16 protein-coding genes are annotated in these 20692 nt (G+C 44.9%); 7 read left to right on the forward strand and 9 right to left on the reverse strand.

The window, feature by feature from the left end:
- Positions 1-47: 47 nt before the first annotated feature.
- The 6 genes from PSBA01_RS10520 (at position 48) to PSBA01_RS10545 (ending at position 9260) form a co-directional block, all read left to right on the forward strand.
- Complete coding sequence (locus PSBA01_RS10520; protein ID WP_071001840.1) at positions 48-1751, forward strand: AMP-binding protein; 1704 nt, start codon at positions 48-50, stop codon at positions 1749-1751.
- A gap of 72 nt (positions 1752-1823) precedes the next feature.
- Positions 1824-2630, forward strand: a complete 807-nt coding sequence (locus PSBA01_RS10525) for an SDR family NAD(P)-dependent oxidoreductase (protein ID WP_071001839.1) — start codon at positions 1824-1826, stop codon at positions 2628-2630.
- 107 nt (positions 2631-2737) lie between these two features.
- A complete protein-coding gene (locus PSBA01_RS10530; protein WP_228724567.1) occupies positions 2738-3079 on the forward strand; it encodes a L,D-transpeptidase family protein in 342 nt (113 codons plus the stop codon).
- Between the two features lie 298 nt (positions 3080-3377).
- Positions 3378-5975 carry an ATP-dependent chaperone ClpB gene (clpB, locus tag PSBA01_RS10535; protein ID WP_186474264.1) on the forward strand — a complete coding sequence of 866 codons (2598 nt, stop codon included), beginning with the start codon at positions 3378-3380 and terminating at the stop codon, positions 5973-5975.
- Between the two features lie 208 nt (positions 5976-6183).
- On the forward strand, positions 6184-7449 hold the full coding sequence (locus PSBA01_RS10540; protein WP_186474266.1) for a PQQ-dependent sugar dehydrogenase: 1266 nt from the start codon (positions 6184-6186) through the stop codon (positions 7447-7449).
- A gap of 167 nt (positions 7450-7616) precedes the next feature.
- Positions 7617-9260: a BCCT family transporter gene (locus tag PSBA01_RS10545; protein WP_093068229.1), complete on the forward strand. Its 1644-nt coding sequence runs from the start codon at positions 7617-7619 to the stop codon at positions 9258-9260.
- A gap of 121 nt (positions 9261-9381) precedes the next feature.
- Here the strand turns inward: PSBA01_RS10545 and PSBA01_RS10550 are convergent, their stop codons facing one another.
- The 6 genes from PSBA01_RS10550 to PSBA01_RS10575 form a co-directional block, all read right to left on the reverse strand.
- The gene (locus PSBA01_RS10550) at positions 9382-9723 is read right to left on the reverse strand and encodes a hypothetical protein (protein WP_071001835.1); all 342 of its coding nucleotides are present in this window, start codon (positions 9721-9723) and stop codon (positions 9382-9384) included.
- A 206-nt stretch (positions 9724-9929) separates the two neighbouring features.
- Positions 9930-10289, reverse strand: coding sequence for a DUF3144 domain-containing protein (locus PSBA01_RS10555; protein WP_071001833.1), 360 nt, complete (start codon positions 10287-10289; stop codon positions 9930-9932).
- Between the two features lie 83 nt (positions 10290-10372).
- A complete protein-coding gene (metK, locus tag PSBA01_RS10560) occupies positions 10373-11539 on the reverse strand; it encodes a methionine adenosyltransferase (protein ID WP_075105952.1) in 1167 nt (388 codons plus the stop codon).
- Between the two features lie 479 nt (positions 11540-12018).
- Positions 12019-12714, reverse strand: coding sequence for an endonuclease III (gene nth / locus PSBA01_RS10565; protein WP_075105953.1), 696 nt, complete (start codon positions 12712-12714; stop codon positions 12019-12021).
- Positions 12715-12805: 91 nt separating this feature from the next.
- Positions 12806-13663, reverse strand: coding sequence for an RnfABCDGE type electron transport complex subunit B (locus tag PSBA01_RS10570; protein ID WP_186474268.1), 858 nt, complete (start codon positions 13661-13663; stop codon positions 12806-12808).
- A 304-nt stretch (positions 13664-13967) separates the two neighbouring features.
- Positions 13968-14858, reverse strand: coding sequence for a LysR family transcriptional regulator (locus PSBA01_RS10575; RefSeq protein WP_186474270.1), 891 nt, complete (start codon positions 14856-14858; stop codon positions 13968-13970).
- A 93-nt stretch (positions 14859-14951) separates the two neighbouring features.
- Here PSBA01_RS10575 and PSBA01_RS10580 point away from each other — a divergent pair, with 93 nt between their 5' ends.
- Positions 14952-15881 carry a DMT family transporter gene (locus tag PSBA01_RS10580; protein WP_186474272.1) on the forward strand — a complete coding sequence of 310 codons (930 nt, stop codon included), beginning with the start codon at positions 14952-14954 and terminating at the stop codon, positions 15879-15881.
- A 65-nt stretch (positions 15882-15946) separates the two neighbouring features.
- On the opposite strand, the gene nudC is transcribed toward PSBA01_RS10580, so the two are convergent.
- From nudC to dnaQ, 3 genes are all read right to left on the reverse strand, one after another.
- Complete coding sequence (nudC, locus tag PSBA01_RS10585) at positions 15947-16888, reverse strand: NAD(+) diphosphatase (protein WP_186474274.1); 942 nt, start codon at positions 16886-16888, stop codon at positions 15947-15949.
- 131 nt (positions 16889-17019) lie between these two features.
- Positions 17020-18702, reverse strand: a complete 1683-nt coding sequence (locus tag PSBA01_RS10590; protein WP_186474276.1) for a hypothetical protein — start codon at positions 18700-18702, stop codon at positions 17020-17022.
- A gap of 148 nt (positions 18703-18850) precedes the next feature.
- On the reverse strand, positions 18851-20491 hold the full coding sequence (gene dnaQ / locus PSBA01_RS10595) for a DNA polymerase III subunit epsilon (RefSeq protein WP_186474278.1): 1641 nt from the start codon (positions 20489-20491) through the stop codon (positions 18851-18853).
- Positions 20492-20692: the final 201 nt, after the last annotated feature.

A 20692-nucleotide genomic window follows, 5' to 3' on the forward strand; every position in this document is an offset into this window, starting at 1 on the left:
TTACAATATGAATATCATTTTATCTGCTATTGCTAAAGGATTAGCTTATGAATACCGCTTCTCAAACTCCTACCCTCAGTCACACAGATGCTTCAACGACACCAAAAAACTATACCGATTATTATAATAATTTTGACATGGATACATTGCTGTCAGAAATCTTTGGCGAACATGTCGACGATCGCTTAAATGCCTATATGGCGTGCTGTGGTCGTCATGTCCGTGATGGCCGCGCGGATAATGCTGCACTGGTACACGAAGATACGGCAGGCAATGTCACGCGCATGAGCTTTGGTGAGCTTGATAAAGCCAGTGCGCAAGTCGCTAACTTACTACAGTCGTATGGCGTAAAAGCGGGGGACAAAGTAGCGACGATGCTACCGCGTACACCTGAGCTACTGACCGTTGTATTGGCAACATGGCGCATCGGCGCGGTATATCAGCCATTATTCACCGCTTTTGGCTATGACTCAATCAAATATCGCATGGATAAAGCCGATACCAAAGTCGTTTTTACCAATGTAGAGAACCGCAGCAAGTTTGATGATTTGGCTGTGCAAACCAAAATGGTATTGGTCGGCAGTACTGAAGATGCTCAGACGTGGGGTGACGATCACTACCGTCAGTCCATGGAATCACAGGCGCAAACGATAGAACCCGTTATGCTCGATACGGATGCACCATTTTTGCAGATGTTTACCTCAGGGACAGTCGGTAAGTCAAAAGGCGTGAGTGTGCCATTATCAGCCTTACCTGCGTTTTATCTCTATATGCGTTATGCCATTGACCTACGCGCAGACGATCAATATTGGAACATGGCCGATCCTGGCTGGGCGTATGGATTGTATTACGCCATCACAGGGCCACTGCTATTAGGGATCACGACTTATTTTAATGAAGCAGGATTTGACGCGACCAATACGCGCGACTTTATGATGCGTCATCAGATCACCAATTTGGCCTCTTCACCAACGGCATTTCGTATGATGAAATCCAGCGGCGTTTTTGACAACGTTAATGAAGACAATAACGCCAAACTCGCTTTGCGCTGTGCCAACTCGGCAGGGGAAACATTGAACACCGAAGTCGTTAACTGGGTCGAGACCTATCTGGGCTGTCAGGTAAAAGATCATTACGGTCAAACAGAAACGGGCATGACGTGCTGTGCGCATCATGCGCTAAAACACGAATCACCAGTTGGCTCGATGGGAATGGCGCTACCAGGTCACACGCTGGTCGTATTGGATGATAATATGAAGGTACTACCAGATGGTGAGCAAGGACAGTTAGCAGTCGTGGTTAGTCAGTCACCTGCGTTTTATTTCCGTGGTTATAGCTGGAATGAGAAGCAAGCCTTTGTAGATGACTACTATCTGACAGGTGATGTGGTTGAGCGTCATAGTGACGGCAGCTATTGGTTCTCAGGACGTGATGATGACATTATCATTACGGCAGGTTACCGCGTGGGGCCTACTGATGTCGAAAACACCGTCTTAGAGCATGACGCAGTGGCAGAATCTGCGGCTGTGGGCGTGCCAGACGAAGTGCGTGGACATACGATCAAATCTTATGTGGTATTAAAAGAAGGCGTCGAAGGTAGCGAGCAAATCGCCAAAGAAATTCAAGAGCTGGTGCGTAAACGTCTATCCACTCATGCCTATCCACGTGAGGTCGAGTTTGTGACCGAGTTACCAAAAACACCAAGTGGCAAAATTCAACGCTTTTTGCTACGCAGTTTATCTGCCGCGTAACTACCCGATAGAGCGTTTATAGATAATTCATAGAAAACAGCTAATAAAAAATGAAGATTTAAAGGAATAATCATGCAAATTCAAGAAAACAGCTTTTTGGTCACAGGTGGTGCATCAGGTTTGGGTGAGTCAGTGGCTCGGGCAATTGTCTCTCAAGGCGGCAACGTCGTCATCGCTGATCTAAACGAATCAGCAGGGCAAGCACTGGTCGCTGAGCTGGGTGATAGTACGCGCTTTGTGCGCTGTGACATCACTAAAGGCGATGAAGTACAATCAGCGGTTGAAATGGCAGAGTCAGCTTTTGGCGGCTTACAAGGCTCAATCAACTGTGCGGGTATCGTAGTGGTACAAAAGCTACTGGATTGTGATAACAATCCGGCAGACCTTGAGTCATTTAGCCGCGGGGTCAATGTCAATCTGGTCGGTTCATTTAACGTTGCGCGTTTGGTCGCGGCTAGCATTGCCAAACGCATAGCGAATGATAGCAATGCAGGCGAGCATGCAGAAAAAAACCATGTACAAAAGAATGTAGATCAAGGCATTATTATTAATACAGCTTCTATCGCAGCCTTTGATGGTCAAGTGGGTCAAGCCAGCTATTCTTCTTCCAAGGCAGGCGTGGTTGGTCTGACCTTGCCGCTTGCTCGTGAGCTGGCACGTCATGGCATCCGCGTTATGACCATCGCGCCAGGTGTCTTTGCTACCCCGATGATGGAGAGCATTCCTGAAAAAGCTCGCGAGCAGCTAGAAGCAGGCGTGCCTTATCCCAAACGTTTGGGCGCTCCCAATGAGTTTGCCAAGCTGGTCACTCATATCATTGATAATGCCTATCTAAATGGTGAAGTCATCCGCTTAGATGGGGCAATTCGTATGGTGTAACATTTGAGTAATTCATTCGTTTTGCACAAAACTTATCTAAATAGTCTGACATAGTGCTTTGATACATATGATTAATGACAAAAAACTCATCATGAGGATCAAAGCCTATGTCATTTTTTTGCAAAAAAACACACTCATCAGATAAGCTGAGCCCATATAGCTGGCTGATCAGTATTGGCGTTACTGTCGTTATCAGCGCCAGTGTTATTGCACATCGCTCTATCCATATTAGCTATCCAAATGATGAAGACAAGGCACGAGCGAAGTCATTAGAGGTCAATCCGGGCGGCGACATTATGATTCATGGGCAAATGAATGGCTTTGGACATTTGGGCTGGTTGAATCAACGACGCGATTGGACCGATGGTTGTATCGCGGTGACCAATACCGAGATGGATGAGATTATGGTATCGGTGATACTTGGTACGCCTATTGAAATCGTGGAGTAGCATAGTCGGATTATGATTGGGTCTATACTCAATAAGTGCATTGCTTATTACCATATTCAACGGAGATTTCTCTTGAATTTACAACAATAAAATGGCATTTCTTACCTACTAATTTCCTTTATCTGGTATTAATAGCCCATTTAAATATTGTTAATAATAAATATCATTGTCTTAAGTAAGGTTTTATTGATTTGTTGTCTTGAAATAACCGTATGCATACCTTATATAAATGACAGATAACAGTGACGCCAGAGATGAACGCGATTACTGATAATACCAATTATAAAAGGATATAAACATGAGATTTGAGAAGTTTACGCAAAAACTGCAATCGGCGATTCAAGAAGCTCAGAGCCTAGCGTTAGGTCGTGATCATACGGGCATTGATCCTGTGCATTTGCTTGCGGTATTGCTACAAGATGAATCTAATTTATCTATCTGCCAACAAGCAGGCGCTTCTATTCCAGCGCTAAAAAATGGCGTTGCCAAAGCACTCGATAACCAAGCGACCATTTCGGAGCCAACAGGTGACGTCAATCTAAACCCAAACTCAGTCAAAATTCTGAACTTGGCAGATCGTCAGGCGCAAAAAGAAGGCGATGATTTTATTGCGACTGAATGGGTCATGTTGGCACTCGCTGAGCAAGGCGAAACCAAAAAAATATTTGAAAGTGCAGGTGTGACGGCAAGCAAACTAAAAGCGGTCATTGAGCAGCTGCGCGGTGATGATACGGTCAATAACCAAAACGCTGAAGATCAGCGTGATGCACTCAACAAATACACGATTAATCTGACTGAGCAAGCAGAGCTTGGCAAACTAGATCCAGTCATTGGCCGTGACGAAGAAATTCGCCGTACCATTCAGGTACTGTCGCGCCGTACCAAAAACAACCCTGTGCTCATCGGTGAGCCGGGCGTTGGTAAAACAGCCATCGTAGAAGGCTTGGCACAAAAAATCATCAATGGCGACGTACCAGAAGGTCTGCGCCGTAAAGAAGTGTTGTCATTAGACTTGGGCGCGCTGATTGCAGGGGCAAAATTCCGCGGTGAGTTCGAAGAGCGTCTAAAAGGCGTACTGAGCGACTTGGCCAAACAAGAAGGTAATGTCATCTTATTCATTGACGAGCTGCATACCATGGTGGGCGCAGGTAAAAGCGACGGCGCGATGGACGCAGGCAATATGCTCAAACCTGCTTTGGCACGCGGTGAGCTGCACTGCGTTGGTGCGACCACCCTTGATGAGTATCGTCAGTACATCGAAAAAGACGCTGCGCTTGAGCGTCGTTTTCAAAAGGTTTTGGTCGATGAGCCAACGGTCGAAGATACTATTGCGATATTACGGGGTTTAAAAGAGCGTTACGAGCTTCACCATGGCGTCGATATTCAAGATAGCGCCATCATTGCTGCTGCGCGCATGAGTCATCGCTATATCACTGACCGTAAGTTACCAGATAAGGCGATTGATTTAATTGACGAAGCGGCCAGCCGCTTGCGCATGGAGATGGACAGTAAGCCTGAATCATTAGGTAAGCTCGATAGTCGCCTCATTCAGCTAAAAATGCAGCGCGAAGTCCTCAAAAACGAAGAAGATGCTGGCGCGAAATCAGAACGTAAAGTGCTCGATGCGCAAATAGCAGAGCTAGAAAAAGAATACGCTGATCTTAATGAAGTTTGGCAGGCAGAGAAAGCATTGGTCAAAGGCAGTCAACAGCTAAAAGACGAGCTAGATAAAGCCCGTATCGCTTATGACAAAGCCAGCCGCGAAGGTGACTACGAGACCATGAGTAAGCTGCAATACGAGACCATTCCACAGCTTGAGCGCCGTATTCATGAGTCTGATTTGGCTGAGCAAAAAGAGCAGACAGGTGAAGGTAGTGGTGTCAAATTGCTACGTAATAAAGTCACCGACAATGAAATTGCAGAAGTGGTGGCAGCCGCCACTGGTATCCCAGTCAGTAAAATGATGCAAGGCGAGCGTGACAAAATGATCGCAATGGAAGAAAAGCTCCATGAGCGTGTTATCGGTCAAAACGAAGCGGTCGAATCGGTGGCCAATGCGGTACGTCGTAGCCGTGCAGGATTATCTGATCCCAACCGTCCTTCAGGCTCGTTCTTATTCTTAGGACCTACAGGCGTTGGTAAAACTGAGCTGACCAAATCACTAGCGAACTTCTTGTTTGACTCTGAAGATGCAATCGTACGTATCGACATGAGTGAATATATGGAAAAACACAGTGTCAGTCGTCTTGTAGGGGCACCTCCAGGTTATGTCGGTTATGAAGAAGGCGGTACGTTGACTGAAGCGGTACGCCGTAAGCCATATAGCGTCATATTGTTTGATGAAGTAGAAAAAGCGCATCCAGATGTGTTCAACATCTTGCTACAAGTATTGGACGATGGTCGCTTAACCGATTCGCAAGGTCGGGTGGTAGATTTCAAAAACACCGTCATTATCATGACCAGTAACTTGGGTTCGCACAAGATTCAGGAAATGGTTGGCGAAAGTTACGAGGATATTAAAGCGGAAGTAATGGATTCTGTTGGGCAGCATTTCCGTCCAGAGTTCGTCAACCGTATTGATGAAATCGTAGTATTCCATCCGCTTGGTATGTCGCAGATGGCAGGTATTGCTGATATTCAATTGAATCGTTTGCGTCAGCGCATCCAAGAGCGTGAGATGGATATTGAGCTATCATCAGATGCCATGAATAAATTGGTTGCCGTGGGCTATGATCCTGTTTATGGCGCTCGTCCTTTGAAGCGTGCTATTCAACAGGAGATCGAAAACCCATTGTCATTAAAACTCTTGGCGGGCGACTTTGTCGCGGGTGACATCATTAAAATCGATGTGGGTAGTGATGACCAACTGACTTTTGATAAGCTTAGAATGAGCTAATGTCATTGGCTTTGACGTCTTTATGACCTCACGATACTCCCACAACAAACCCCTTATCTACAATCGTAGGTAAGGGGTTTTTCGTTTATGGTGGTATTTTGCGTTACTGTTTTTTTACCATTTAAATATCTCTTAAATATCAAGACTATGCTATAAATAAATGGATGACCAATAAAATAAATGCCAATTGGATAGAAAGGACAAAACCATGACAACCCCTATTGAACGTGTAAGTCTGCCCTTAACATCGCCGTTACTCATTGCGGCTTTATTGTTTAGTACATCAGCTTGCTCCAATCCTGCAACCGTCAATACCAGCAACAACGTACCAGAACAGAAAGAGAGCCAAACCTCTAAAGCAGATATGCGGACAAGTGATGCTCAAGTTAGCGCAGACAAGCCTGAGTTTACAACCAAAGCGGTCGCCACTTTTGATGAGCCTTGGGCTATGACAGCACTACCCAGTATAGATGGCAAAGCGCCCAAACTACTAGTGACGCAAAAAACAGGAGAGTTATTCATTGTAGACACGGCGACGGGTAGCAAGACACAAGTAGCAGGCATCCCTAAAGTGGCCTATGGTGGTCAAGGTGGTTTGGGAGATATTATATTAGCACCAGATTTTGCGACTTCTAATGCTGTATATATCAGCTACGTAAAAGCAGGAAAGGGGGGTGATAGTAATAAGTTTGGGGCAAAAGTAATCAAAGCGACACTGGCAGGATTAGGCACAAATGCGCCCACACTACAGGTCATCACGCCTATTTGGGAGCAATCTCCAAAAGTCACGGGGCAAGGTCATTATAGCCATCGCTTATTGTTTTCACCTGATGGACAGTATCTATATATCAGCTCAGGAGAACGCCAGAAAAAAGAGCCTGCACAAAATATGAGCATGAATCTAGGTAAGATTATTAGATTGTATGCTGACGGCTCGGTTCCAAAGGACAATCCATTTGTCAATGATAGCAATGACATTGCCTCTCAGTTTTGGACAATGGGCAATCGCAATGTGCTCGGCATAAGATTTGATGAAAGCGGCAGGCTTTGGGCAAACGAGATGGGGCCAAAGGGCGGTGATGAATTTAATCTGATTGAAAAAGGCAAAAACTACGGCTGGCCGATTGTATCAAATGGTCGTAATTATTCAGGTACACCAATCCCAGATCACGACACTCGCCCTGAGTTTGAAATGCCTAAAATCACATGGACACCCGTTATTTCACCGTCATCACTGAGTCTATATACGGCTGGTAGCCACAATGACTTTCCAGCATTACAAGGCGATTTTTTAATCAGTGGTTTATCTTCAAAAGCGCTTATTGTCGTAAGTGTCGATGAAGATGATAGTGCTACTGAACGCTATCGTTATGACATGGGTGAGCGTGTTCGTAGCGTGCTGGCAGTCGATGGACAAGTGTGGGTATTGGAAGATGGTGATGGTGGACGATTACTCAGATTATTGCCTAAATAACATCATGATAAAGCTGCTTTTAGATCTGTATTTATGTAGACCTTTTAAAAAAAACTATCAATCTTATTAGAATAATTTAAAGGTTTTATCAAGTTTTATTTTGTAATTGATTGATAGTTAAAGCCTATTTTGTTAAGGTAATATTCCTTAAATTTTGAGACTTGCACATGGAAGAAGTAAAAGTAGGCAGATTAGGACCTTTTCCACGGGTGAGTAAACCTGTGTTTATTACATCGTCACTGTTGATCGTTGGATTTATTATTTTCGGCGCACTTTTCACTGAAACAGCAGGGGCGGTTTTTAGTTTTTTACAGAATTTTATTACCGATAAGTTCGGTTGGTTATTTATTATCTTAGTGAATACAGCGCTTGGGCTTTGCATTTACTTAGGAATGAGTCGCTATGGTGATATTCGTTTAGGTAACCAAACGGAGCGACCACAGTACAATCTGTTTTCTTGGATTGGTATGTTGTTCTCTGCTGGTATTGGTATTGGCCTTGTCTACTGGGGTACAGCGGAGCCGTTGTATCACTTTATGGCACCACCAATGGGCGAGGCCGAAACGGTTGAAGCCGCAAAGCAAGCGATGAATATCTCATTTATGCATTGGGGTCTACACGCTTGGGGCATCTATACGATTGTGGCACTGTCGTTAGCGTATTTTCATTTTCGTCGCGGTTTGCCTTTATCGATTCGCTCAACTTTGTATCCTTTGCTCGGCAAAAGAATCTATGGTCGCTGGGGGCATACGGTCGATATCTTGGCCGTGTTCGGTACGATGTTTGGTGTGGTCACCTCACTCGGGCTTGGAGTGATGCAGATCAATGCGGGACTTGAGAAACTATTTGGCATGCCGAATAGTCTCACTGTACAGTTCGGTTTGATAGCTTTCATCACAGCGCTTGCAGCCGCTTCCGTTATGATGGGTCTGGATAAAGGTATTAAGCGCCTTAGTGATATCAATATCGGTTTTACAATCGTTTTATTGGTATTCATGGTGGCTTTAGGGCCAACGCTCTTTATCTTTGATAGCTTTATCGAAAATATCGGCAACTATCTGACTGTACTCGTGCCTTTGGGTACGTGGGGCGAGTCTTATAGTGGAACAGATTGGCAAAGTGCTTGGACGATATTTTATTGGGCATGGTGGGTGAGCTGGGCACCATTCGTTGGTATCTTTATTGCCCGTATCTCTCGTGGTCGTACCATCCGTGAGTTTACGTTTGGGGTACTGTTAATCCCTATGCTTATCTTGTTCTTTTGGTTCACGACCTTTGGTGGCGTAGCGATTCATATGGAGCTTGCCTCTGCTGTGACAGGTATTAGCCCAGGTTTGGTTGAAGCAGTACAAGCAGATACCGGTAGCGCAATCTTTAAGCTAGTTGAGTACTACCCACTAGCCAAACCGATTACGTTAATGATTGTTGTCATGATTATGCTTTGGTTTGTGACTTCGTCAGATTCGGCCAGTTTTGTTATCGATATGCTGACCGCTGGTGGCGATACCAATCCACCAAAGATTCAGCGTTTGTTTTGGGCAACCACAGAAGGCGTTATCGCTGCCATATTGTTAGCGGCTGGTGGATTGTCTGCTTTGCAGGCAGCTGCCATCGTAGCAGGATTGCCATTTGCTTTAGTGGTTTTTGTCATAATGTATGCGTTGTTACGCGGATTAGGACGTGATCGTCTGATTCTTTACCGTGCGCAGCAAAGCTATATCACAGATGAGTCAGCAGATCATAACTCTGCAGATGAGTTTGTTGATGAGCATTTACTCAAAGGCCCACCTAAGATTGTTAAGGGTGACTAAGCAGTAAAATCGTTATTTTAACCATTGTTCTAATCATTAATAGAAGCCCCAATTTATTTTTAAATTGGGGCTTCTTTGTGGCTACTCAAATATATTTTTTGGAATGAAGTATTCTTATGAATTAACTGCATTCACCTTTGGTATAACTAATGGCCTCAGGTATGTTACAGGCCGAGCAAGCATTACCTGCCGTACGGTAGCTTATCACTGAGCCAACTTTCGTTTTTACACAGACTGGATCATATTGCATGGTACACATGGTCTTCTCAGAGCGAGAGGTTGGACAGTGAGTTAAGGTGTTTTCAAGCATTTGACTGTTATCTGTTGCAGGTTGCGTGGGAGTAACTGCGCCAGGCGTAGCGCTGCAACCCGCCAGTGCTAATACCAAGGAGACGACAGCTAATGATGGTTTGAGGGATTGCGCCAGTGTAGGCAGTGATAATTTAGATAGCGTTTTTTGCATGATGTGATGTCCTTATTTGCAAGCGTTCTATTACCGCTCGTCACGTTATTGATAGATCGATATAGCACTTAAAGTTTTATAATAACTAATGAATGGCTATGGACTCAATAACATAATACAAAAAACCCAAGCTTGAGCGGCTTGGGTTTTTTGTTAAATACAGATGATTGTCACAGCAGAATATCTACCTAGATAAGAATAGCAACTTATTCAGCTGGCTTATCATCTTTGTTTAGCTGCACATATTTATCGAAATTTTGTGCATAATCTGTCAAATTGTCACTTAGCATCTGGCGATATTGTTTGACATAAAACTCGACGATATCGTCTTTTTCTTTGGCAAAATCATCGGCTTTCACGAAGCCAATCGAGGCCACAGAGGCGCTGTAGCGTGCGGCAGCATATAACAAAGAAGCACCTACCTGTCCTGAATGGGCATCAGGGCCTAGCTGACTATTGGCGACACCGATGATAGCATCAGCGCGTTGGTAAAACGCCTGCATTTCAGGGGTGATTTCAATGCTTGCATCCACATTGTTGTCTTGAGTGTTGCTGTCTTGAGACATAAGCTGCTCCTAATAATAAGTGTCGATAATTTTAGTATATAAAGGCGGTTTGTAAATGATTCAACGTAATGACTCTATGACCCTTATAAGCCAGCGTCTGCTTTTAAGATATCTGCTTTGTCTGTTTTTTCCCAAGTAAAGGCAGTTTCTGAGCCTTGACGACCAAAATGTCCAAAGGTAGCCGTCTGCTGATACATTGGCTGTAATAGGTTCAGCATACGAGTGATGCCATAAGGACGCAAATCAAAATGAGTACGAATCAGGCGAATGATTTCATCGTTACTGATTTTGCTCGTGCCAAAAGTGTTGACAGAGATAGACGTTGGCTCAGCAACCCCAATCGCGTAACTGACTTGTACTTCACAGCGATCAGCAAGACCAGCTGCGACGATGTTTTTGGCCACATAACGTACCGCATAAGCAGCACTGCGATCTACTTTTGAGGGATCTTTACCACTAAAAGCACCGCCCCCATGACGTGCCATACCGCCGTAAGTATCGACAATGATTTTGCGGCCTGTTAAGCCTGCATCACCCACAGGACCACCAATGACAAACTTACCCGTTGGATTGATATGGTAGCGTGTACCCGCATGTAACAGATCAGCCGGTAGCACTTGCTTGATGATAGATTCCATCACTGCTTCTTGCAGATCAGACTGCGAGATGCTCGGATCATGCTGAGTTGATAGAACGACCGCATCGATTGCAGCAGGACGGTTGCCATCATACTTCAAGGTAACCTGCGCTTTGGCATCAGGACGGAGCCATGGTAGCTCGCCTGCACGGCGCAGCTCAGATTGACGCTCCATCAAACGATGGGCATATTCAATAGGGGCCGGCATTAATACATCAGTTTCATTACTGGCGTAACCAAACATTAAACCTTGATCGCCTGCACCTTGCTCTTCAGGATCATGACGATCGACACCTTGAGCGATTTCAGGAGACTGCTTACCCAGCATATTGATGACCGCACAAGTCTCGCCATCAAAACCCAAATCTGAGTGGTGATAACCAATGCCGTTGACCGTGTCACGCACCAGCCGCTCTAAATCGATATTGGCAGTTGTGGTGATTTCACCGGCAAGTATCACCGCGCCTGTTTTTACTAAAGTTTCGCAGGCCACACGTGCGTGTAAGTCTTCACGTAAGATAGCATCAAGGATGGCGTCTGATATTTGGTCAGCCATTTTGTCAGGGTGGCCTTCGCTCACAGATTCGGAGGTAAATAAGTTGTATTCACGCATAATGGGATCGCTTAATTGAATCAATAAAGGTAGGAAAAGCAACACTCTGGGTGCTGCTCTAATTAATGTTGACCACGCATTTACGCGGCAGATAATCGGTATTTCTCAATGCTAAAAATCGGTGTTGAACAAAGTTTTTGTCATCAATTTGGCTAAAATCTAGACCTACTATCATTCAACCAATTCATATATGGAGCAATGATAATAAGCTTTTATGGCTATGGCGGTAGAGAGTTAGGTCAATGTTCGCTCTAATAGGCTACTCTCAGTGTGCAGATTGCCTTATCAGAAGCGGGATAATTGCCAAAATCTCTTAACGCAAAATAGGGTTATTCTACCCTGAAACGTTATAAAACTCTAGTGAGCAGCACTTTCTATACTATAAGAAATGCTCAACAAGGGATTCACTGTCGTAAAACGTAGGTACTTGCCAGTGCATGGCTACATAAGTTTGTTTTTGAGACAGGATTGTCACTACGTTATAGTTCTAAAAAGGTCGCTTTATCTTTAAACATACACTCTTCATAGACGGGGCATGCGCCGCATTTGGGTGTACGCGCTTGGCAGGTATAACGCCCATGTAAAATCAGATAATGATGGGCATCAACGATAAAATCATCGGGTATACGCTCGACCAGTTTGTTTTCGACGATGAGCACCGTTTTACCAGTAGCGAGTCCAGTACGATTGCCGACGCGAAAGATATGCGTGTCGACCGCCATGGTTGGCTGACCAAAAGCAGTATTCAAAACTACGTTGGCGGTTTTACGCCCCACACCAGCTAATGATTCTAGATCTTTGCGGTTGTCAGGGACGGTGCTATCAAACTTTTCAATCAAATCGCGGCAAGTCTTGAGGACATTTTTGGCTTTTGCGTTATATAAGCCAATATTTTTGATATACGTCTTTAGACCTTCTTCGCCTAGTGCCAGTATAGCTTCAGGTGTGTTCGCCACGGGGTACAACTGCTGGGTGGCAATATTGACGCTCACATCAGTTGCCTGTGCAGATAAGATAACGGCGATGAGCAGCTCGAAATTACTGCCGTAATTTAGCTCGGTGACAGGCTCGTCAATCGTCGCCGCTAGCTTTTCAAAAAATGGACGCACATCGCGATTGGGCATTCTTCTAGAGGGCGGTGTATCGGCTGTTTTGTGTTTGACCGTTTTACTCATGGTGTTTTAACTATTATTTTAGTGAGTGGTGTTGCAAAATTATATGCTAGCGATGGCATTTATATGAGTTATTAAAGTATCAATCACGTAATCACAGCACCGCTTGTAATGCGTCGAGCTCTGCTTGCAAGCCTTCAAGCTCCATTTGTTTTTTATCATTGGCGCGCACGCTGAGCTGCTTTTCGAGTTTTTTAATTTTGGTACGTAGTTTAGCCGCTGCAATGGTATTCTTTGCTTGTGCTTCGCTAATATTTAGCGATTGGCTCGCTGCATTGTTGAGCTTGGCCTCTACCATGCTGACCACAGGTTTGCTATTGCTGGTATCAGCCAGTTGTTCTGTCACGCGTTTGAGATGCGTGTGGTAGCGCTGTCTTAAATCTTCTTGTTCGGCTACTCTCTCAAAGGGAGAAAGCTCACGCTCGACAATGACCAAGTCGATACAATCAACAGGGCAGGGTGCGATACATAGCTCACAGCCTGTGCACAAATCGGTAAAAATCGTATGCATGTGTTTGCCAGTACCGACGATAGCATCCACTGGACAAGCCGGAATACATTTGGTACAGCCGATACAGTCGTCTTCACGAATCACAGCACGAACCTCTGTTGGACGTCCTGATGTCATGTCTATCGGCCATTGTGATGGTGCGGCTGTCAGATGAGTATCTATCCCAATCGTCTGAGCGATAGCGTCCGTTACTGGCTGGCCACCAGGGACACATTTATTGTAAGGCTCACCCTCTAATACGATAGCAGCGGCGTAAGGCAAGCAGCCATCTGGATGCTCACAAAGCCCGCATTGTGTTTGCGGCAGACAAGCATCCACGCGTGCAATTTTTGTCTGTACATCATTTGGCAGAGTGTCAATGTTCAGCGACTCAAACAAGATCGGTAAGTCTGCCAAGCGTGTCTGTGTAACATTTTGAGGATGGGTGTCGGTTTGGGACATGGTATTACTGGCCTTAGTATCGGTCATCATTAGCGATTGTCACTTATGTCTGTCAGTGGCTAGGTAGATAAGTGACTATTGATTGCATATTTTATAGGCAAATTATGGATCTTTGTACTGACGTTCTATGTCAAATAGTCAATCACCCAGCCGTGTCGATCGCTGTTGCGCTGCGAAGATTAACACATTTAAAGCCGTAAAACATCAGGGTCGAAAACCTAGTCTTTAACATTAAAAATTAAAGCATAAGATCAATGATATTGTGATGCATTTATTCTAAAAACGGTGAGCGTTTGCGGAATGTCTACTTACTAAAACGCTTGAGGATAAAATCAATCAATAGATGCATGCGATGAGGCATGTTATCACGGTCGCGATAGAGCATCTGGCAGCCTCTAGGTTGGTTATTCCAATCAGGCAATACTTGCTGCAAACCGCCTGATGTGATCAAAGGCTGTGCATCATAATCGGGGATGAAACCTAGACCGATGCCATCCGCAATAGCCCCCGTTAGTAAACTAATATTATCAACTTTTAGACGGATATTATTTGTTGGCTGATGCGTCTGTACCTCGCCCGTTATACGATGCTGTAGATGCCAAGTAGACATAGGGGTGCACAGTACCGTAGGGTAGCCTGCCAAATCATTGGGCGTTTGGATATCGGATACATCGATATCGCTGGCTGCACAAATCATAAAGCGAATATTGGTCAGCTGCCGCCCAATCCAATGATTGGCACTGTGTTCACCAATACGAAAAGCGACATCAATAGCTTGCGCATCAATATCAATGGTCTGATTGGACAGACGCAAATCTAAATGGATATCTGGATATTGTTTTAAAAAAGCATTGAAATGCGGCGCTAAAATATCACTACCAAAATTGACAGGGGCGCTGATTCTGATTGTGCCTTTGGCCTCATTTTTATCTTGTAGTAAGCAACACGCGACGTTTTCTAACTCATCAAAGAGATGGGCGCTGCTCTTATAATATTGTTGCCCTGCATGGGTCAACTGTACGCGGTGCGCATCTCGGTTGAGCAACCTAAGTGCCAGATCTGCTTTTAGTTTGGCAACTCGGCGACTCAATGTCGATAGGGGCATGTCAAGCATTATAGAGGCTTGGCGAAAGCTGCCGTAGCGGACAACCGCGCAAAAACTGCGCATGTCATCGAGGGAGTAGTTAAATTTCATATTCAGAATCTATGCTCTCGTTATTGCTTGTTTATACCGTATTTAAAATATATACACTGGTGGTTATCTTTTCGCAAGTTTTTTGGGTGCAATATGAGCCGTTCAGCGAACACCACCGCCGTCCTATATTTATTACTGTGTACGTTTCTCTGGGGCGCAAGTTTTCCTGTCGGCAAGCATGCCTTGAGTGAAGTAAATGCATTAACCTTAGTCATGTGGCGTTTTAGCATTGCCTCGGTGTGTCTGTATCTTTATACAAAATATAAGCACATGCCAATCCCTAATCTCACACCCAAACAATGGGCGTGGGCGATTGGTGTATCCATCATTGGTGTTGGTGGCTTAAACTTGGGGCTGTTTACTGGGCTTGAACAGACCAATGCTAACAATGGTGCGTTGATTATGGCGCTTAGCCCACTGGTGACTTCTTTGATTGGTTCTATAGCGCAGCGCCAGTTTCCTACCAAAGGCGCGCTGTTTAGTTTGGTGGTTTGTCTCTCTGGCGTACTGCTGGTACTGACCGATGGCGCATTTGCCAAACTGCTAGGGTTTGAATTTAACCATGGCGATCAAATGATTTTTTTAGGTATGCTGTGCTGGAGTCTCTATACTTATCTGACTCAAGGTATCAGCCGATGGATGCCGATGATTCCTTATACCTTGGTCGGTATGCTGTCAGGTCTTGGGGTGATATCGCTCATGGTGTTATTTAGTGCAGAGGTACATCCATTGCAAGAAAGCTTAGCCATCAGTCGCAGTGTCTTTGGCGACTTGATATTTATTGGCGTCTTCGGCACGGTTGGCGGTTATCTATTGTGGATCTCTGGCGTCAAGCAGTTGGGCGCTGCTAATGCGTCATTATTCTTTAACTTCGTACCCGTATTTGCTGCGCTCACGGCCTTTGCTTACGGTCAGCAAGTGACCGCTTTGCAATTATTAGGTATGGCAATTGTGATCGCTGGATTATTGATACCTAGGCTCGTCAAATGGCAATATCAGCGTCTGACCGTCCATAATGTCTAAGTGAGACGCAGTAGGCACTGACATTAGCCGCTAAAATGAGCTGCCCGTGCCAGTGTCATTTAATTTCATAATAAAATGCCTTGCTCTTTGGCAATCTGATCGATCAATTCTCGAGCGATACTGCCCTTTGGTGGAATCTTTGGCAGGTTAGAGAGATCAAAAAAATCAGCATGCGCCAGTTCATCTTCTTGAATAATAATATCGCCTCTGACATAAGAGGCACGGAACCCAAGCATCAAATTGGAGGGAAATGGCCAAGGCTGGCTACTCACATAACGAATATCTGATACGCTGATATTGACCTCTTCTGCCACCTCGCGTACCACCGCATGCTCAAGGTTCTCACCCACCTCGACAAACCCAGCGATCAAACCATACATGGGCGGCAGTTTTTGCTGTCCATGTCGATGGTGGTGCGCGAGTAAGATTTGCATTTCATCTGTTACTGGGTTTGGGCGGGTAATCGCCGTAATCACACATGGCTGGACGCGAGGATACTGGCGCAGCTGGCATACTGGACAAGCCATGGCGCGCTCGCCTTGGTCAGCATGTACGGTAGGACTGGCACAGCGACTACAGAACTGCGTATCTGCTTGCCACCTTAATAACTGTATTGCTTGACTGATCTGGTCAGATAGGGCAACAGGTATGTTATTTATCAGCTGTCGATAAGGGACAAACGTATCAGTACTGCTTTCGGCGATGATAGGCAGCGTCACGTTATGAGCGACTGCGTAATCATAAGTCATGGCAGTGGTGGACGGCGCAGTGAAGGTTTGGGCAGTGTTTTCATTGATCAAATCAGATGAAAGGCTATCCATATTATTATCATCAGATTGCCAGTGATTTGGCGATAGACTCTCATGTAGCGTCACGTGACCGAGCCGATAAGCTTGCTCGTCTGAACCAGTACTACTCTGTGGTAGGTGGATTTGTAATGGCCACCAACCATCTGGCATTTGACGGCATAAAACAGTGTCATCACTCAATATAAAAGCATGGGCCATAAAAGATTCCAAACAGTTTGAAGCAAATCCGTATCGATTTAGATACAGACTTATTTAACGTGAAGTATTCTGATTAAGTTTTATCACCGCAAAATGACAAAATGGCGACGATAAAACCTGTGTAAGCAGTACTAAGCAGCAAGTAGATGACTTAAGCTTTGCTGGCCAACGTCAAGCGCTTGTTTACTGACAGGACGATTGTTCTCAAAACCATCCAGATGATGATCGACCGCCATAATAACATCAGCAATATAAGCCAGTGTATCGTCTTCGATACGTTGTCCACTCTCTATGCGCTTTTCGATATAAATGGCTAATTGACCAAGCATGCTGGCGGATGTTGGCAAATGTAAAAAGCGCAATGCACCTGCCACTTGGCGCATCATTCCCGGTATATTCTGAATATTAAGCATGTCGCGTTCAGGCTCTGCCAAATAGTCGTTAATTGCTTGCTCGGCACTTGCAATGGCGGTACGGCTTTCTTGTATGAGGGTATCGTATGATGTATTGAGCTGATGCAATGAGATATGCTGATTATTCAGTGGTAAGTAGATCGCCCCTGGGGTATGCATCTCTGCCATTGCAATTGTAGCATTTTCTGCATGCATCAATGCCAGTAATAAGTGATCAAAATCATCCGGCGAAGGCGCCTGCCAATGGCTGACCGCACCCGCCGCTGTGATAAGACTATCAGCTGCATTGGACAATCCTAGCAGGCGCAGTGCTGAGCTCAGTTCAGTCAACTCTTCAATGATCTGGGCAGTTTTCATATCAACAGGATTGATGGAGTCGCCGCGTGCATAGCTGTCAACATTTTCTTTAATATTATTGATTTGAGACTGAATAATGTCATTTAGTGTATCGGTGAGTGCGCGATTGGGACCAAATAAGAAACGCTTCATCTCATCAAGCTGATCGCCTTCTAGATAGTTACTTGCGTACTGCTCACGTAATTGCTGCGCCTCAACCGTATCACGCTGACAGGCAAAATTAACCAAGTCGGCAAAACGCGTGTCCATCACAGGTAAGTAGCTTTGGAACTGCTGCTCCACATAAATCAGCGTATGCTTTTGGCTCACGTTCAACGGTAAGACCGCGGCAATATCTGTCACAGCAGTCGCTGCTGCTTGCCAAAATAGGCTGTTACTATTTGAGGCGATCAAAGCGCAGGCAGCACTCATGGCATCGAGTTTTTTCTGATCGTTTGAGTCAATATTGCCATCTTGGTTGAGTAGGGCAACGCCAAGACCACTACGATAGGCATAGGTCAGGAGTTCTGTATCCAGATTGAGCGCGCTTAGTGGCTCAAAGTTTTGCTCTGGGTTTGCAATGATGACACTACTGCTGCCAAAAGTAGAAAAGTCCTCGACCGTCATTGGTGGCTTTTGTCCATGTGCATTGAGCTTGTTAACCACTGGTATTAATAAGGTCGGCTCTACTGATTCTGTCAGTAGTACAAACTCGACATAACGATCCAGCGTCATAATGGCTTCTGATAAATCCATGATGAGAGCCGTGTCATTGTTGTCGCCGTTGTCATAAAGGCGCTGTAGACCGTCAACGATGGCATTGTTTAACGCTTCTGCACCAACAAGAGAAATCAGTTTAAAAATACAAGACAGCTGCTTTAAAACGCTAATAGAATCTAGCAATAAAGGTGCTTGGCTACTATCGTCATTGAACTCGCTCAGATGAATCTCAGTATCTTTGAGCGTTGCGATAATCTCATCATGCAATAAGTGGAGTGACGGTAGGTTGAAATCAGTAACACTAAGCGTGGGGGCGGTTAACTTCATTTGCGCAGACTGGTCCATAAGTATTTTTCCATAATGTACTGATGAGAATGACGATGGTATCAATGGGGTAGTAAAAATATTGGTTAATGATGTTTTAACGTTTTATATGATAATAATCAAGGCTATATTGTACAAATGTTGGTGTAATTCAGGCTTGATGTAGCGACTACATATTGGCTTTTAGCTCAGGGTAGTCCTCTGCAAGAGAAGCGTACCAGCTTTGATTGGTAGTCTCATCTGACGTCGATGCCAATAGCAAGTTGGCAAGATTGGCAAAATTGGCATGTGCAGTTTGCCCGCCCTCTGTGGGTGCGTCTTCTTCAATGGCAAGCGTCACTTGACCGCCAGTCATCGCCAAGTAAACTTCGGCTAAAATCTCTGAATCAAGTAAGGCGCCGTGAAAGGTACGGTCTTGCTTACCAACATCTAAGCGGCGAACGAGGGCATCCAACGTGTTCTTTTGTCCAGGATATTGCTGCTTTGCCATGACCAGTGAATCGGTCACTTGTACGCGCTCAGCAAAGTCATTGAGACCGACTTTCGCAAACTCCATGTTTAAGAAGTTCATATCAAAGGTGGCGTTGTGAGCGATAATCTCAGCACCATCCATAAAGTCGTATAATGACTGGGCAACTTGATCAAAGGTAGGTTTGTCCGCCAAAAATGCCTCAGAGATCCCATGAATACGAATAACTTCATCATCCATACCGCGCTGCGGGTTGATATAGACGTGCAGCTTTTCACCAGTAAATTTACGGCCCACCATCTCAACAATACCGACCTCAATGATACGGTCACCTTTTAGCGCATCAAGCCCTGTGGTCTCTGTATCCATGATGAGCTGACGATTTGCTTCATGACGATGTATCGGTTTTGGCAATAGCGGTTTGAAATGAGGATTGGCACGGCTAGTATCCCCATCAAACTTGGGTGTATCAGTATCTATAGGTGGGATATCACTAGTCATGTCGGTATCATTCATGGATACTTGGGCTTCTGGCATGGCTTTATTACTCATCATTTTGGGTGCGTGGTATTGATCGTGGTCAGGCGCTATCAGAGTATCATCAGGTATCATACGTTTTTCATGATGAGAATGACTGTCATTGATTCGTAACTCATCTTCTGATACATCGTCAAACTCGTCATCTACCATATCTAGACCCAATGGGTCGAACTTTAGCCAATCATCATTGGCGACAGGTTTTTTATCAGTCGCTATGCGGTCTTTTTTTTTAGGGGCGTCTGATTCGTTTATCACACAGGCTTTTATTATAGGTTCTTTTACCCTAGAGTCGTGACCACTGTTCGATGTGACACCTAAGTTTGCCAGTTCGTCTGCTTTTTCATTACCGGCATGTCCAGCGTGACCCTTAACCCAGTGCCAATCAACATCACGCTGTTGACATAGCTTATCCAATTGTTGCCAAAGGTCTTGATTGGCGACGGGCTTTTTGCTCGCTGTTTTCCAGCCTTTTTTCTTCCAGCCTTCAATCCATTCGGTGATGCCTTTTTTGACATAACTTGAGTCTGTCCAAATCTCAAGTTTTTGTGTAGGCGCGCTATGTGTTAGGGCCTGTATCGCACCCATGAGCTCCATGCGATTATTGGTGGTTTCCGTATCACCGCCATATAAATCCTGCGTGCTACCATCGCTAAATATAAGGTGCGCGCCCCAACCGCCAGCGCCGGGATTGCCTTTGCAGGCACCGTCAGTATACGCTACCGTTATGTTTTTCTTGGCGGCTAACGGATCAGTTGCGTTGCTTGTATTAGAGTGTGGCATGGCGTTACGGTTGTCTGACATAGAGATGTATAAACCTGATAAATAGTAAGCATAAAAGTAGTATTAGAGCATCGCGCTCATACTAATTGAACGATGCTAGTGCCGCTGTGAGTATAACAAAACTATCGTAAATATGGGTGGTCGTGACAAACAAAATCACAAAACTAGCGATGGCAACGCATAACACAATAGTAACCTGATTGTTTTCTGTTAAAATAGCTT

This window comes from Psychrobacter sp. KCTC 72983, from assembly GCF_014280455.1.
Taxonomy (GTDB): Bacteria; Pseudomonadota; Gammaproteobacteria; order Pseudomonadales; family Moraxellaceae; genus Psychrobacter; species Psychrobacter pacificensis.